The 16,612-nt window shown below is 64.5% G+C and carries 11 protein-coding genes; 3 read left to right on the top strand and 8 right to left on the bottom strand.

Features of this window, described 5'->3' with window-relative positions; translation table 11 throughout:
* The first annotated feature begins 186 nt into the window (after nucleotides 1-186).
* Together AC51GR_RS17980 and AC51GR_RS17985 are read left to right on the top strand one after the other, a co-directional pair.
* On the top strand, nucleotides 187-2,334 hold the full coding sequence (locus tag AC51GR_RS17980; protein WP_496326013.1) for an acetate--CoA ligase family protein: 2,148 nt from the start codon (nucleotides 187-189) through the stop codon (nucleotides 2,332-2,334).
* Complete coding sequence (locus tag AC51GR_RS17985) at nucleotides 2,334-3,857, top strand: AMP-binding protein (RefSeq protein ID WP_496326014.1); 1,524 nt, start codon at nucleotides 2,334-2,336, stop codon at nucleotides 3,855-3,857. The genes AC51GR_RS17980 and AC51GR_RS17985 overlap by 1 nt, the downstream gene beginning before the upstream one ends.
* 65 nt (nucleotides 3,858-3,922) lie before the next feature.
* Here the strand turns inward: AC51GR_RS17985 and AC51GR_RS17990 are convergent, their stop codons facing one another.
* Both AC51GR_RS17990 and AC51GR_RS17995 read right to left on the bottom strand, forming a co-directional pair.
* Nucleotides 3,923-5,785, bottom strand: coding sequence for an acyl-CoA dehydrogenase (locus AC51GR_RS17990; protein ID WP_496326015.1), 1,863 nt, complete (start codon nucleotides 5,783-5,785; stop codon nucleotides 3,923-3,925).
* A gap of 90 nt (nucleotides 5,786-5,875) precedes the next feature.
* Entirely contained in the window at nucleotides 5,876-7,078 is a 1,203-nt protein-coding gene (locus tag AC51GR_RS17995) for an acyl-CoA dehydrogenase family protein (protein ID WP_496326016.1), read from the bottom strand.
* Between the two features lie 361 nt (nucleotides 7,079-7,439).
* Between AC51GR_RS17995 and AC51GR_RS18000 the strand changes: the two genes are divergently transcribed.
* Entirely contained in the window at nucleotides 7,440-9,368 is a 1,929-nt protein-coding gene (locus tag AC51GR_RS18000; RefSeq protein WP_496326017.1) for a flavin-containing monooxygenase, read from the top strand.
* 56 nt (nucleotides 9,369-9,424) lie between these two features.
* Here the strand turns inward: AC51GR_RS18000 and AC51GR_RS18005 are convergent, their stop codons facing one another.
* The 6 genes from AC51GR_RS18005 to AC51GR_RS18030 are packed head-to-tail and all read right to left on the bottom strand — an operon-like array spanning nucleotide 9,425 to nucleotide 16,573.
* Complete coding sequence (locus AC51GR_RS18005) at nucleotides 9,425-10,954, bottom strand: long-chain-fatty-acid--CoA ligase (protein ID WP_496326018.1); 1,530 nt, start codon at nucleotides 10,952-10,954, stop codon at nucleotides 9,425-9,427.
* Between the two features lie 30 nt (nucleotides 10,955-10,984).
* Nucleotides 10,985-11,395 (bottom strand): hypothetical protein, encoded by a 411-nt coding sequence (locus AC51GR_RS18010; RefSeq protein WP_496326019.1) that lies wholly within the window; start codon nucleotides 11,393-11,395, stop codon nucleotides 10,985-10,987.
* A 1-nt stretch (nucleotide 11,396) separates the two neighbouring features.
* Nucleotides 11,397-12,449, bottom strand: coding sequence for a phosphotransferase family protein (locus AC51GR_RS18015; protein WP_496326020.1), 1,053 nt, complete (start codon nucleotides 12,447-12,449; stop codon nucleotides 11,397-11,399).
* The gene (locus tag AC51GR_RS18020) at nucleotides 12,449-13,264 is read right to left on the bottom strand and encodes an SDR family NAD(P)-dependent oxidoreductase (RefSeq protein ID WP_496326021.1); all 816 of its coding nucleotides are present in this window, start codon (nucleotides 13,262-13,264) and stop codon (nucleotides 12,449-12,451) included. The genes AC51GR_RS18015 and AC51GR_RS18020 overlap by 1 nt, the downstream gene beginning before the upstream one ends.
* Nucleotides 13,261-14,403, bottom strand: a complete 1,143-nt coding sequence (locus AC51GR_RS18025) for an acyl-CoA dehydrogenase family protein (RefSeq protein ID WP_496326022.1) — start codon at nucleotides 14,401-14,403, stop codon at nucleotides 13,261-13,263. The genes AC51GR_RS18020 and AC51GR_RS18025 overlap by 4 nt, the downstream gene beginning before the upstream one ends.
* Nucleotides 14,396-16,573, bottom strand: coding sequence for a 3-hydroxyacyl-CoA dehydrogenase NAD-binding domain-containing protein (locus AC51GR_RS18030; protein WP_496326023.1), 2,178 nt, complete (start codon nucleotides 16,571-16,573; stop codon nucleotides 14,396-14,398). The genes AC51GR_RS18025 and AC51GR_RS18030 overlap by 8 nt, the downstream gene beginning before the upstream one ends.
* Nucleotides 16,574-16,612 lie beyond the last annotated feature (39 nt).

Here is a 16,612-nt window from a genome sequence, read left to right on the forward strand (position 1 = left end):
AATCAGTCTTCACAAGGTACTTTTTGTGCAGTACCCAATACCCGGTGTCCCGGGCCCCGCGCCGGAACTCGCGCCTGACGGGTCCGGACACATCCGTTTCGCAGCGGCACCGCCGACAACGTCTTATCCACGCGCGCCACGCACGATCACGTGCGACCACGCGCCGATGAACCGGAGATCCCAGACATGACCGTCACCTCACACGATGCTCCCGCGGCCGACCACGGCGTCGGCGCGGAGTCGACCCTCGACCGACTCCTGAACCCGAAGACCATCGCCGTGGTCGGACTCAGCGACAAGTCCCCGGCGGCGCCCTTCATCGCTCCGACGTTGCAGAGTGCGGCCCAGGTCTTTTTCGTCCATCCAACGGCGGCCGAGGTCCTCGGTGTGCCGGCCTACCGGTCCATCTCCGACATCCCGGGTCCGATCGATGCGGTGCTGTCGATGATGTCGGCCGAGCGGACCGTGGCACTGGCCGAAGAGTGCGCTGATCTCGACTGCGGAGGTCTCATCGTCTACGCGGCAGGCTTTTCCGAACTCGGTGCGGACGGCGCCGCGCTGCAGTCACGACTGGTCTCGGCGGCGAAACGCGGCCGGATGGCGATGGTCGGCCCGAATAGCTTGGGTTACATCAGTGTTCCCCGCAGTCTGAATCTCACCGCGTCGGCGAACTATCATCCGCCGGCCGGTGGAGTGTCCGTCGTGTCCCACAGCGGAGCGATGATCGGCGGCGTCGCCATCGAGGCGGCTCGTCGGACCGGTGTCGGCATCTCACGCCTCATCTCGGCGGGCAACGAGGCAACCACGGACATCGCCGACTATCTCGACTTCCTCGCCGGCGACCCGGACACGTCTGCCATCGGACTCATCGTGGAGAGCATTCGTCGTCCAGAGGCCTTCTTCGCCGCGGCGCGGCGTTGCATCGAAGCCGGGAAACCAATCGTCGCACTCAAACTCGCGCGAAGTAGCCGCACACAGCAGATGGCGGCGTCACACACCGGAGCACTGGCCGGAAACGCCTGGGCGTATGACGTCGCGTTCGGTCATGCCGGGATCCAGCCTGCGCACGACATCGAAGAACTCGTCGACCATCTGTCGATCGTCGATCAGCTCGACCCGGCGAAGTGGAACTCCGTAGAGAACATCGCAGTTGTCGCAGGGACCGGCGGGTTCGCCTCTCTCGCATTCGATCTCGCCGAAGCCGAGGGGCTCACCCTTCCGCCCCTGGACAGTCTCGCTGAGTGGGTCGCCGACACGATTCCCGGTATCACCGTACCCAACCCGCTCGACACCACCGGGTTCGGCGCGACCTTCTGGTCCGACATCGTCGAACGCTACGTCGGCTCGCCTGAGCTCGACGCCGTCGTATTCGTGAACATGTGGGGGCAGGGTGACGATTCACCGGTCTACCGAAGGCTCATCGACGATTGCGTGCAAGCCGCACGTCGGCACGGAAAGCCCGTCGCGATCGCAGCCGGGGCAGGGCCGGTCGGTTCGTATGCGTCCGACGTGATCGGCACCGACGGTTCCGTCGCCATCGGTTACGGGCTGCGCGGGACACTGCGGGGACTGCGGACGATGGGTACGTTTGTCCGCAATCGCGGCACCTCGCACCCACCAGCCGAAGCAGTCGCGCCTCTGCCCCGCCCCACCGGCCCCTTCCCCGAGACCGGCGACGGTCGCCCCTTCTTGCCCTTCGGTCACGCCATGGACCTGTTGTCGAGCTTCGGTGTGCCGATCGCACCGTACTCGCTTGTCGGGGCGAAGGACCAGGTCGCGCCCGATTTCGACGGGCCGTATGCGGTGAAGCTGGCGGACGTTCCACACCGCACCGAACTCGGCGCCGTGCGTCTGGCAATTCCCCGCGAAGGCCTCGCCGACTCCGTCGCGAGCATGCGGGCGATCGCGGCCCGGCACGGCGTCTCCGATGTCGTCGTGGTGCAGCCGATGACTGCCGCGCGCGGAGAATTGCTGGTCGGTATCGAAGGTGGAAGCGAGCTGGGTCCGATGGTGGTGCTGGGCATCGGCGGCATCCTCGTGGAGATTCTCGGACGGGTCGGCGGACGCCCGGCACCGCTGACCCGAGTTGACGCCGAGGCACTCATCGAAGAGTTCCGGGACCTGCGACTCATGCACGGGTACCGGGGCGCAGCCCCGTGGCATCTCGGGCAGCTTGCGGACCTCCTGGTGGGAATCGGGAAGTTGTCGGCGGCCTGCCACGATTGGATCGAATCTCTTGACATCAACCCGGTGCTCGTCACCGAGGACGGGTTGGTTGCCGTCGATGCGTTGTGCATCGTTCGGCCCGACTCACGGACCCAGGAGGGAAAGTAGTGCGAACTGATCGGATCATTCGCTGCGGCACAGATGTTCGCACTCACGCCGAGGTCACCGACCGCGCTTCACGATTGGCCGCGGCGCTGGTAGGTCTTGGGGTCGAACACGGGGATCGATACGCGCTGGTGCTGCGCAACGAGATCCGGTTCGTCGAGGCTACCCTCGCCGGCTCGGCCATCGGCGCCGTACCGGTGCCGGCCAATTGGCACGGCAACTCCGACGACCTCGGGCATGTGTTGTCCGACAGCGGGTCACGGGTGGTGTTCGTGCACACCGACCTTCTCCCCACAGTCGAGGCCGTGCTGCCGGACAACACGAAGATCGTGGAGGTCGAGGTACCCGAATCGATCACGTCGGCATACAAGATCTCCAGACCTGAGCTCTCCGGGCGGTACCCGGATCTCGAGACCCTGGTCCGTACCCACGAACCCCACGCAGCCACGTCGAACGAGCCACCGATGAGCGTCATCTACACATCGGGAACGACTGGGCTGCCGAAGGGTATCCTGCGTCAGCCGATCGCCGCGGACCAGGTCGCGGATCTGCACAAAGTGGTGGTCGAAGCCTTTGCATTCGGTGCTGCGCGAACAACACTCGTCGCCGCGCCGATGTACCACACCGCCCCGAATACACAATTTCAGTTCGCCTTCGCTCTTGGGATGAACATCGAGATCATGCCGCGATTCGATGCGGAGGAACTGCTACGCCTTGTCGCGCAGCACCGCATCGAGCATGTTCAGGCGGTACCCACCATGTTCGTGCGCTTGTTGAAGCTACCGGCGGCGATCCGGGAACGCTATGACCTGACATCGCTGACCGGGGTCGTACACGCCGCGGCGCCCTGTCCGGTAGATGTGAAACACGCGCTGATCGACTGGTTCGGCCCGATAGTCCACGAATACTATGGAGGATCGGAATCCGGTGCCGCTGTGGCGTGTTCGAGCGCCGAATGGCTCGCCCACCAAGGAACCGTCGGCAAGCCGCTCGCCGATGCCGATGTACTGATCCTGTCCGACGACGGAACGCGCGCAGCCGTCGGACACGAAGGTGACATCTACCTCAGGCCGTTCTCGTCGTGGCCGGACTTCACCTACCTGGGCAACGACGCGAAGCGCCGGGAATTGACACCGGACGGGTACGACGACTACCTCACCGTCGGCGACATCGGATACGTCGACGCCGACGGCTATCTGTATCTCAGTGATCGCCGAGGTGACATGATCATCTCCGGCGGCGTCAACATCTACCCCACCGAAATCGAATCGGCGATCCTCAACCTCGAAGGCGTCGCCGATGTGGCGGTATTCGGGATACCCGATCCGGACTTCGGCGAATCCATTGCGGCACACGTTCAACCGGACGCCGGAAGAACCCTCACCGCCGAGGACGTGCGCGCACATGTCGCGTCCCGGCTCGCGAAGTACAAAGTACCCAAGGTTGTCGTGTTCGAACAGAACCTGCCGCGCGAAGACACCGGGAAGCTGTTCAAGCGCCGCTTGAAAGCGCCGTACTGGAACTGACAGGTCACGCCCGAGTCTTGCGACTCGGGCGTGATCGGTCCTGCGCCGGTCGGTCCCGGTGAACGCTAGAACGCCTCTTCCGACAGGCTCATCACCGAATCATCGACTTCGGTGGCGATCCGGACGTGCGCCGGAACGAGTGGAAGAACATTGTGCGCGAAAAATTTCGCCGCCGCCACCTTGCCCTCATAGAAGGCCTTGTCGGCCTGCGTGGGGCCGGCATCGAGCGCCTCGAGTGCGATCACAGCACTACGCAGCAAGAGCCAAGCCACCACGACGTCACCGAGAACGTACATCAACCTGGTTGTGTTGAGCCCGACCTTGTAGACGTTCTCCGCCCGCCCCCCGTCGACTTTCGAATCGGACGCCATGAGGTCGGCGGTCATCTTCGCAACGATCGTCTCGACGCCGCGTACCGCTTCCCGCAGGAGGGCTTTCTCCGCGTCGAGATCGCCTCCACCCGTGGAAGCATCGGTGAACGACGTGATCTCGGCCAGCAGGTGACCGAGTGCCACGCCTCTGTTTCTGGCGATCTTGCGGAAAAAGAGGTCCTGCGCCTGGATTGCCGTCGTGCCTTCGTACACGGTGTCGATCTTGGCGTCCCGCACGTACTGCTCGATCGGGTAGTCCTGCAGGTATCCGGATCCGCCGAACGTCTGCAGCGACTCCGTCCCCAGTACGGTCCACGAGCGTTCGGAACCATAGCCTTTCACGATCGGGAGGAGGAGGTCGTTGACGGCCTCGGCGAGTTCGGTGTCGGTTCCGGCGGCAGCACCCGCAGCGATCTCGTCCTGCCAGGATGCGGTGTACAACACCAGCGAACGCATTCCTTCGGCATATGACTTCTGGGTCAGCAGCGACCGCCGAATGTCGGGATGCGCGGTGATGGGGACCCGGGGGGCATCCCGATCAGCGGTCCGGGTCATGTCAGCCCCCTGCACGCGCACCTTTGCATACGCGAGTGCATTGAGATAGCCGGTCGACAGCGTCGCGATCGCTTTACTGCCCACCATCATTCGCGCATCCTCGATGACATCGAACATCTGGCCGATGCCGTCGTGAACATCACCGAGCAGCCATCCACGGGCGGGTACCTTGTCGCCGAGCGTCATCTCACAGGTCGCTGATACCTTCACGCCCATCTTCTTCTCGACGCCGGTGACGTAGACACCGTTGCGTTCGCCGGTGAGCTCACCGGTCTCCACATCGAAGTGATACTTCGGGACCAGGAAGAGACTGAGCCCCTTGGTGCCGGCACCACCTGCACCGTCGACGCCGGCCGGTCGCGCGAGGACCAGATGCAGGATGTTGTCCGCGAGGTCATGCTCGCCGGCGGTGATGAACCGCTTGACGCCTTCGATGTTCCACGTCCCGTCGTCGTTGCGCGTGGCCCTCGTGCGTGCGGCTCCGACATCGGAGCCGGCGTCGGGCTCGGTCAGCATCATCGTTGAGCCCCAACCCTTCTCCGCCACGATCTGTGCGATCCTCTTGTCGCGATCGTTCCCACGCCGATACACGACGCGGGTGGCCGTCGGGAACCCGACGTAGGTCCAGAGGGTCGGATGTGCCCCCAGGACGAACTCGGCGAGTGCCCAGTTGAGGGAACTCGGCGCAGCGGTGCCACCGAGTTCGGGGAGAACGCGCAACCGCCACCACTGCGCGCCCATCCAGGTCTTGTACGTCGCCGCGTATGACGCCGGGACCGTCACGGTGTGAGCGACCGGATCGAACACCGTCGCGGCGCGATCGGAGTCCTCGAACGATTCGGACAGGATCTCGCGCGCAAGACGATCGACCTCGCGTAGAGCGACTTTGGCAGTCTCGACGTCGACCTCGGCAAACGGTCCGGTTCCGAGAACGGCGTCGCGGCCGAGCAGTTCGAACAGATTGAACTCCACGTCGCGCAGGTTGCTTTTGTAGTGCCCCATCGAAAGGTACCTCTCCAACTTGTGGGCCCGCAGGCCAGAAAACGCCGGCCGCACCCCTATCGGAGGTGCGGCCGGCTTGCCAACTCTTCTTCAGTCCTGCGCGCTCGCATAGATCGGCAGCAGGACACCCGCGGAATCGACCAGCATCTTCGGGTCCACGAGCAGATGCTGGGTCGCCACGTGCATGTCCCGAACATAACGGCCCAGGGTGCTGGTGGAGCCGATGCTCTTGGTGCCTGCCCAACGGTGGGAGAACTCGACGACACCGAGTGCCACCTCGTGAACCCAGGCGAGCATCTGCGACACCCGCGCGATGTGTTCGGGTGTGATGGGTTCACCCGCAGCGACCGCAGCTTCCGCCGAGCGGGTGACCTCGTAGGTGTAGAGGCGAGCGGCCTGAAGCTCTGCTTCTTTGCGAGCGAAGTCGATCCGGAAGAAGTCGGCCTCGCCCACCGGAACGGTGTAGTTCGGGCGCATTTTTCCGGTGGTCAACTCGGCCACCAATTCCAATGCCCGCGAGGCGATTCCGAGCGCAATCGGCGCGTGGGGCAAACCACCGGCGAACTCGTTGGTCAGCTTGTACATGACCTCCGAGCGAGTCGCGGTACCGCCGAACGTCGGGGTGGTGTGTTCGGCAGGCACGAACTGCTTGGTCACCCGGTAGTCATGGCTGCCGGTGCCCGCCAGACCCCAGACATCCCAATTCTTGGAGAACTCGACCTTGTCCCTGGGCAGCAAAGCGATACGGGCCTGCGGCTGGCCGTTCTCCCCGAGAATCGGCTTGCCATCGGAGTCGGCGACGAAGAAGCCTGCACCGATCCAGGTCGCGTGGTCCGAGCCACTGGCGAACGAGTAGTCCCCGTCGATGATGTAGCCACCTTCGACCTCGATGCCGGGGTGGCGCGGCAGCAACTGGCCTGCGGCAATGAACTTCTCGTCCCCGCTGGTCAATTCCGCGGCGGTCTGGGGCGGAAGATAACCGAGCACTCCGGAGGTGCCCCATTCGCTGGCCATCCAGGCCCAACCAACGGAGGCGTCGGCCTTGGTGACCTCTTCGAAGACCCGCATGCCCTCACTGGGCAGCAGTCCGCCACCGCCGAGTTCCTCGGGGACAAGCATGCCGTGGAGTCCGAGCTCGACGAATGCGTCGGCAACGGGCTTGGTGATCGTCCGGTCACGTTCGATCGCCGCCGCTTCCTCTCTGATCAGCGATGCGATAGAGCGCGCACGCTGAAGGTAGTCGGCTTCCTTCGACGGCGTGGGGAGGGTCTCCGGGCTCAGGGTCTCAGTCATGTTCATGCCTTTCATGCGGATGTTGGTCCGGTGGCGCCATCATTCGGTGGAATGGAACGCGACCGCTCTCCTTGAATCTCACGAGGACCCGCGATCTCGACTCGGTCACACCGTGGTGTGAGTAAGGTAACATAGTGAGCATTAATGTCAATGCACTTTTTGCCAGGTGAATGACCATTGACCTTCTTCGGCTCGCATAGTTAGCATTAACACGACTTTCAACCGGACTTCTCCGGAGACATCGAGCGCGCGGCAGGATCGCCAGAACGTCGCCGGACGATTGACCAACACACAACGGAGCGGCTCGCTGTCATCGACCAATTTCGTTCCCTGACCCTCAACCATCATCGGAAGCAGACCCATGAACCCCACCGTCCTACCGAATCCCGCCCTCGACCGTGCGACCGTGCGCAATGCCGTCGACGCCGGCAACATCGGGTGCCTGATACCTGTCCTGTATCAGCTCACCGGCGAAGAGAAGTGGCTCGATGCCCCCTACCGTCCCGCCGCGCCCAAGGGATTCGAGGAGCTCAACGACGGCGGACTCCCTGCGCAGGCGCAGGCCGAGATCCGCGATGCCGTCACCGATGCCGTACTCGACTGGTGCAACGGCAAACCCGTGACCCATGCGGCACCGACCGGCTCCGACCTCGCCCGGCTGATGAGTACCGTCATGGGCGAGTCGATCTCGCAGGACTATGCGCCGATGATCGCCGAGCAGCTCGGCTTCAGTCCGTACCTCCCCGCCGATGTCGGTGACCAGATCTCTTCCTCACGAGCCGATTTCGGCGTGGCGATCGTCGGGGCAGGCGTATCCGGGCTGACCTGTGCGATCAATCTGGAGAAGGCCGGCATCCCCTACACCATTCTGGAGCGCAACTCCCACATCGGCGGAACGTGGTGGTCCAATCGTTACCCCGGCGCGCGCGTGGATATTCCGAGTGACCTCTACTCGTTCTCGTTCCGCCCGAAGAACTGGTCGGAGTACTTCGCCCGCCGCGACGAGATCTTTTCCTACGTCTCTGACGTCGCCGACGAATACGGTGTGACCGACCAGATCCGGCTCGGGCATTCCGTTGACACAGCAACCTGGAACGACGAAGAACAGCTCTGGGTCCTCACTGTCACCGGCCCCGACGGCGCGACGCAGGAGTTGCGGGCGACCGCATTGGTGACGGCCGCCGGGCTGCATTCTGTACCCCTCGTTCCCGACTTCCAGGGGGCGGCGGACTTCACCGGCCAGATCGTGCACTCCGCGGAATGGCCGGAGGGACTGGACCTGACCGGCAAGCGGGTCGCCGTCGTCGGCAGCGGTGCCAGCGCAATGCAGTTGGTGGTGGCGATCGCCGACCGGGTGGAGTCGATGACCGTGCTGCAACGGCAGCCACAGTGGATCGCACCCAACGAGCACTACTTCGAGCAGTCCGACGCGACGAAACACTGGCTCTACGACAACATTCCGTTCTACCGCGGCTGGTATCGGTTCCGCCTGTACTGGCTCTACACCGAACGCACGTACGCCGCACTGCCAGTGGACCCGAAGCGGGAGGAAAAGGGAAAACTCGTCAGTTCCCTCAACGACGCCTACCGCGCGCACTTTACGGCCTACCTCACGCAGCAGCTCGGAAATGACGAGGACCTGGTCCGTCGCACCCTGCCCGACTACCCACCGTTCGGCAAGCGCCTGCTCATCGACAACGGCTGGTTCACGACGCTGCGCAAGCCCAACGTCGAGTTGCTCACCGATCGGGTGGAACGGTTGACACCGACCGGGATCGTCACGGCCGAGGGCGAAGAACGAGAGGTCGACGTGCTCATCCTGTGCACCGGCTTCCAGCAGCAGCGGTACCTGTACCCGATGGAGATCCGGGGCCGCGAGGGAACGTCGTTGCGCGAGAGCTGGACCGACGATGACGGACGGGCTTATCTGGGCATCACCACACCCGGGTTCCCAAATCTCTTCTTCCTCTACGGCCCCAACACCAATCCTCCCGGCGGTAGCTACATCACCATCGCCGAGGCCCAGGTGCGTTACGTCGTCGAATCGATTGCACGGTTGGTGACCGACGACCTGTCGTCGATCGAGTGCCGGGCCGAGCCGTATGAGCAGTACAACGCCGAACTCGACGCTGCCAACGACGCCATGGTCTATGCCATGGATGGGGTCAGCAGCTACTACCGCAACTCCAGTGGTCGGGTGGTGACGAACTCGCCGTGGCCGGTCAACGAGTACTGGGCTCGTACCGCACAACCGCGACCCGAGGACTTTGTGGAGAAGGCACGCGGCTAGGACAGATACGCCTCCGGCCGCCGGTTGAAGGGAACCCCTTCAACCGGCGGCCGGTGTCACATCAACGACGCGCCGCCCCAGTACGGCTCCCGCAGCTCGCGTTTCAGAATCTTTCCAGTTGTACTGCGCGGCAGCGCATCCACAAACACGACCTCTACCGGACATTTGTAACGGGCGAGGCGTTCGCGGCAATGAGACACGACGTCGGAGGCCGACACCTCTGCACCCGCGGCCCGGACCACGATCGCGATCGGGCTCTCACCCCACCGCTGACTCGGTACGCCGATCACGGCGACATCGGCGACACCGTCCATCCCGAACAGAACCTCTTCGATCTCACGCGGGTAGATGTTCTCACCACCCGAGATGATCATGTCCTTCACCCGGTCAGAAATGTAGAGAAAACCCTCGGCATCGATGTATCCGGCGTCGCCGGTGCACAGCCAACCGTCGACCAGCGTCGACCCGGTGTCCTCTGGCAGCCCCCAGTAGCCACTCATCACCTGCGGCCCACGAACGAGAATCTCCCCGACCTCTCCCACCTGACCGTCTGTTCCGTCAGCGCGCATGACCTTCACCGCCGAACCGAACACCGCCCTCCCCGCGGACGTCAGGATCCTCCGGTCGTCCCGCAGCGCCCGACGATGGTCCTCTGGGGCCAGGATCGTCGCCACAGCGCAACATTCGGTCATCCCGTACGCCTGCGCGAACTCACAGCCGAAGACAGCCATCGCCTTCTGTACCACCTCGCCGGCCATCGGCGCGGAGCCGTACACCAGCAGGTCCAGCGCACTGAAGTCGAGTTCGTGTACCGGCGTACTGCCGACCATGTCCTGGATCATCGCCGGCGCGAGTGTCAGCAATTGTATTCGCAAGTCCGACATCAACCGAAGAACCGTGTCACGGTCGTAGTCCCGCACGATCCGGATCGAGCAACCGCCCGCGGTGTACGCCAGAATCTGCAGTGCCGCACCGGCATGGAACAACGGCATCACGCACAAGGTGCGTTTGCGGTTCGAATCGAGCGCCACCTGGATCTGCCACGCGTTCATGCAGGCCGCATGGTGGGTCACCATGGCACCCTTGGGTTTTCCTGTGGTCCCGCTCGTGTACATCTGGTGATAGACCGCGTCCGTCGAAACCATCTCCTCGATCGGCTCCGTCGAGTTCTGCGCGACAGTCGAATCGAAGTGCAGGACCGTCGGCGCGTCATCTCGCAACACCGACACCGCGACGTCCGGCAAAACTCCACCGAACGACGACGCATAATCTTCGTGTACGACGGCGAGCCGGCACTGCGCGTCCTCGACGATGTAGCGCCACTCGACCGGCGCCAGCCGGAAGTTCAGGGGCACGGGCACGACGCCCGCACGCGAGGCGCCGAAGTACAGTGCCACCATCTCCGGTGAGTTCCGGTCGAGCATGGCGAACCGGTCCCCCGGGTTCAGCCTCCGGGCAAGCCAGTTGCCTACCTGCAGGGTCGCCTCACGCATCTCGCGCCACGTGAGCCGGCGGTCCCCATCGTCGACATACACCTCATCGGGGAACCTCTGCGCCCAATAGTCGAGAAGATCGTGCACACGCATAGGTGACCCTTCTGCAGGCATGGGCGCGGTTCAGTCCGGCAGACTGTGACGCATCGCGGTCGAGATCTGCACTCGGACATCGGGCCCGGTGAACTCGGTCACAGCGTCCACGATTCCGGGTACCTGCCCGGGGGCGCTGTACGTGTCCGCGAGTCGCTCGGAGATCCTGCGGCGCTGTTGTCGCAGGGTCTCAACGGTGAGAGTGCCGTCCGATGCTGCCGTCAGCCCGAGCGCGGCGACCAACTCCTCGGTCCGCGCGATGCTGTCGGCCAGTGCGATGCTGTCCCACGAGGTCCGTTCGGCGAGGTTGTCCAGTGCCTCGACAACGGCGCCGAGTTCCAGGCGCGCCCCGCCATCGGTCAGTCCTGGGGCGACGCGCTGCACGAGGGTTTCACGAACGGTGGCGAGCACCTGGGTGAGATCGGTGGAGTAGACGGTCATGTCAGTGGCCCCATTCTTTGTCGCGCAACATCTTTCCCAGCCAAGCGATACTGAAGTAGACGCTGTGCGCCATATTCGAATACCGCAGTTCGTCTCGTTCGCCGCGCGAGTAGATGTCGACGGCCTGCAGACAGCCGACTGCTGTCTTGGTCAGGGACTGCACCGCCCACCAGTTCAGCGCCGCGTCATCGGGCCGCCAGCCGCCGGCCCCCTCGTACTCGGTGAGAAATGGCTCGAGTTCGATCAGTTTGCACAGCAGCGGTGAACGGCCCCTCGAGGTCCGCTGCGCAAACCAGGCGATGTCAGCAGTCGGGTCGGAGAAGTGCGCGGTCTCCCAGTCGAGAACCCCGGTGATGGATCCATCGTCGATGACAAGATTTCCGATCCGGAAGTCATTGTGAACCAGTGATACCCGTCCGGAGACGGCATCACTGCGGTGGTCGAGCCAGGCGAAGGCGAGGTCGAGAATCGGGATCGGGATGTCGACGACATCGCGGTAGACCTGCGCCCACTTGTCGTTCTCGAGTCGACCGGTATTCCCGGGGTCAGGAACCGGCCCCAGTGCGGTCAGCCCCATCGCGTGCGGATCGGCGGTGTGCAGCCGCGCCATCTCGCGTGCGACATCACGTCCCAGGCGTTCCCGCGTCTGTGGATCCGGCACGATCCGGGACACCGTGGGTGGCATCGGGATCTGTCCGTTCACCTTCTCCATGACAAACCAGCCGCGGTTGCCCTCGGTCCCGATGTCATGTGAGATCACCTTCGGTACGCGCATGCCGATCGCGTCGGCGGCCTCGAGCAGTGCGACTTCCCGGGCGACGTCATAGTCCCCCACGATGCCGCTGATCGGCTGCCGCTTCACTGCATACGTTGCATTCGTTTCACCGGCCGCTCCGTTCCAAGACGCGGTGACCAGGTAGGTTTCCCACGAGTTGCCTTCGCCGCGTTTGTCGACGTCGGTCAGGGTGAGGGATCCGTTCGCGTGCAGCGCACGATCGAGATCGGTCGTGAGGTTTTCGAGGAAATTATCTGTCCGCATGCTGGTTTCAGTCATCAGAACAATGCCGCCTTCGCGCCGCCACCGTCGACGACGAGGCGCTGGCCGGTCACGTAGCCCGAGTCGGGTGACGCCAGGAAGGCCACCGCACCTGCCACGTCTTCGGGCCGGCAGACCCGGCCGAACGGCGACGACGAGTCGAGGTCGCCGATGTCGGCGCCACGTGCCGCCGAGACCAGGCGGCGTCCCATGTCGGTCGCAATCAGACCGGGCGCGACGATGTTCGCGTGGATCTGGTGGTCGAGTTCCTCTCGCGCGAGTGTCCGCATGCACGTCTCCATCGCCGACTTCGCCATCGTGTACGGCGCCGAGTTCGGTGGGGCCGACGTGGTCGAGTTACTGGAGATCATCACGATGTCGCCACGCCCGCCGGGAGCGGATCCGGCCTTGCGCATACCCGGCAACAGGAGCTGGATCAACCGGATCGGTCCCAGTGCGTGGACATTCAGCAGAGACTCGAACTCGTCGCGAGACGTCGAGGCAACATCGTTGCCCCGACTCGCGGAACCGGCATTGTTGACCAGCAGATCGACGACACCGAGATCGGTTCCGATCGCATCGACCATCGCCTCGACGGCAGTCGCATCGTCGATGGACGCCTGGTATGCATGCGCAGTTCCGCCGGCCGCGACGATCTCGTCGACGACCTCGTCCGCAGCGTCACGATCACGTCGATAGTTCACGGCCACACTCGCTCCGTCGCGGGCCAGTCGCAAGGCGATCGCCCGCCCTGCTCCCCGCGAACCGCCCGTCACGAGTGCCACCCGTCCCCGCAGCGGTAGCGCACCATGTCCTTGCAGTGGTGCGCTCATCGCCCCACCACCGCCCGACCCACCAGGTCCTTCATGACTTCGTTCGCTCCTCCGTAGATCCGCTGAATTCGTGCGTCGCGCCACATCCGTGCGATGGGATACTCCTCCATGTAGCCGTATCCGCCGAACAGCTGCAGGCTTGTGTCGATGACGTTCCATTGCAGATCGGTGGCCTTGTACTTGGCCCCCGCGGCCTCGTCTGCGGTGAGCTCACCTGCATCGAGTGCCAGCACGCATTGGTCGACGTAGTTCTGCAGTACGGCGACGTCGGTGTGCATCTCGGCGATCGACATCCGCACCGACTGCAATTGCGCCAGTGGGCCGCCGAACGCGACCCGGTCGCGGACATGATCGAGCGCCAGCGACAGCGCATGCGCGGCCGATGCCACCGCGGACACGGCGATCGACATGCGTTCTCGCGGCAAGTTCACCATCGCCGATCCGAATCCGCGCCCCGGTTCGCCGATGATGTTCGACGCCGGCACCCGGCAGTCGGTGAACACCAGCTCTGCGGTGTCCTGTGCCTTGCGTCCGATCTTGTGCATCGGCCGTCCCCGCTCGAATCCCTGAGTACCGGCTTCGACGACGACGAATGATGTTCCGCGGCCGTCTCTTTCACCGGTCCGGACCAGCACTATCGCCATGTCGCAGGTGGCGCCGCTGGTGATGAACGTCTTGGTGCCGTCGATGACGAGGTCGTCACCGTCGCGCCGTGCGGTGGTTCGGATCGCCGCCAGGTCGGAGCCGGCGCCGGGTTCGGTCATCGCGAGGGCGGTCACGCAGTCCCCGGCGGTGAACTTCGGCAGCCACCGAGCCTTCTGCGCGTCGTCGGTGAGGTCTCGCAGGTACGGAACGATGATGTCGTTCTGCATGCTGAAGGTGTCACCGGCCATGCCGGAGGCGACCACTTCTTCGGTCATCACCGCGTTGTAGCGGAAGTCCGAGATTCCCAGTCCGCCATAGGTGTCGGGGAACTCGAAACCCAGGAACCCGGCGGACGCCGCGGCGCTGATGAACGCCCGGTCCACCGTCCCGGCCTCCTCCCACTTCTCGACGTTGGGCACCGCCTCGCGATCGAGGAAGGTACGGAACGCGGAGCGGAACGCCTCGTGCTCTGCGGTGTAGAGGTTTCTACGCATCTGTCACGACCTGACCTGGCACGACCTGCTCCAGCAGCGACGCCGGCGGCGCGAAGCGTTCACCGTACGTCTCGGCGAGTTCGGTCGCTCGCTTGACGAAGGCAGCAGTGCCGCCCGGGTATCCGGCCAGGAACTGGGTGGTTCCGCCGGTCCAGGTCGGAAATCCGATGCCGAGCAATGAGCCGACATTGGCATCGGCGTCCGAGCGCAGGACACCGCTCTCGTGGCATCTCACCGTCTCCAGCACCTCGGAGAAGAGCAACCGGTCACGCAGATCCGCCAGATTCGCTACGCCGGATGCGGGCGGGAACGCCTCGGCGAGGCCGCTCCAGATCGTTTGCCGTTTGCCGCCCTCGTAGTCGTAGAAACCCGCTCCCGCAGCACGACTCGGCCGGCCGATCTCTTCGACCATCGTGGTCAGCACAGCGTCTCCGGGATGCTCGGCCATCGGCGCACCGGTCCGCTCGGCAACTTCGCGGAACTGTCCGCGAATCTTCAGCGGGAGACTCAGGGTGAGCTCATCGAGCAACGCGAGCGTGCCGACCGGGTAGCCGGCCTGCAGCGACGCCTGCTCGATGGAATGCGGGTCGATGCCCTCACCGATCATCGCAGCCGCCTCGATCAGGCGCTGCAGGATCACCCGGCTGGTGAAGAATCCACGACCGTCGCCGACGACGATCGGGGTCTTGCGCATCTGCAGAGCGATATCGAAGGCTTTCGCCAGGGTCGCGTCACTGGTCTTGTCCCCGACGATGATCTCGATGAGGTCCATCCGCTCGACGGGCGAGAAAAAATGCAGCCCGATGAAGTCCTCGGGGCTCCGAACGCCGTCGGCCAGCTCGGTGATCGGCAGCGTCGACGTGTTGGAGCCCAGAACTGCGTCTGGTGCGACGAACTCGAGCATCTCGGCGAACACCTGCTTCTTTAGCGCGGGATCCTCGAAGACCGCCTCGATGACCAGATCAGCACCGGCGAGATCTGCAGGCGCAGAGACCGCGGTGATGCGGTCGAGGACCACCGTAGCGCTCTCCTCGGTTCGGCTACCCCTTGCAACCTGCTTAGACAGCGCCTTGCGCGCGTAGTCCTTACCCCGTTCCGCCGCAGCCAGGTCGACGTCCTTGAGTGCGACACGCATCCCGGACAGCGCACAGGACAGCGCGATTCCTGCCCCCATCATGCCGGCGCCGAGCACGGCGACGAACTCGGCACGGTGAGGAGCGAATCCGGCGGGACGGCTCGCGCCGGACTTGATCGTCTGCTTGTCGAAGAACGTGCCCTGGATGATGTTCTTGGAGATCGGCCCGGTGGCGAGATCCACGAAATAGCGCGTCTCGATCTTGGACGCCGACTCGAAGTCGACCTGGGTGCTCTCGACGGCTGCGGCCAGGATGTTCTCCTTTGCCGGATTGGGCGATCCGTGTGCCGCCGCGCGCAGCGCCGCAGCTCGTGCCGGCAGGACCGCCTCGATCGCGGGGGTGTAGGCGGTACCGCCGGGGATCGGTTCCTTCCGGTCCCACGGCTGCGCGGCGTCGGCGTTGGCGCCGATCCACTCGATCGCGGCGGGAATCAGCGCATCCACGGTGCCCACCACCCGGTCCAGCAACCCGAGTTCGAGCGCCTGCTGCGGCGTGTATGTCTTGCCGGACAGCAGAACTCGATCCAGTGCGGTGTCCAGGCCGAGGAGGCGGACGGTGCGCACGACGCCGCCGCCACCGGGCAGCAGGCCCAGCGTGACCTCTGGCAGCCCGACCCGCAGCGACGGATCGTCCACGGCGAGGCGGTGATGGCACGCCAGTGCGATCTCCAGACCGCCGCCCAGGGCACTGCCCGCCAACGCAGCGACGACCGGGACCCCAAGGGTCTCGAGCCTGCGCAGCATCGCTTTCACGCCGTCGGCGAAAGCGCTGAGCTCGGCGGCCTGCTCGGGGGTCGTCGCGAGCAGGTCGCCGAGGTCTCCACCGGCGAAGAAGGTCTTCTTCGCCGAAGTGAGGATGACGCCGACCGGGGCGGCATCGGCAAGGCGGTCGAGGACCAGGCCCAGCGATTCCGACCACGCGGCGCTCATGGTGTTCACGGATTGGCTCGGGTCGTCGAAGGTCAGGATGACGACACCGGATTCATGGTCGGCCCAGTCGATGGTGCCGAATTTGGTTGCGGTAGTGGTGCTCACGATGGGGGTCACGATTCTCTCGATGGGTCGGGGGCTGTA

Source organism: Williamsia sp. z71, from assembly GCF_059553375.1.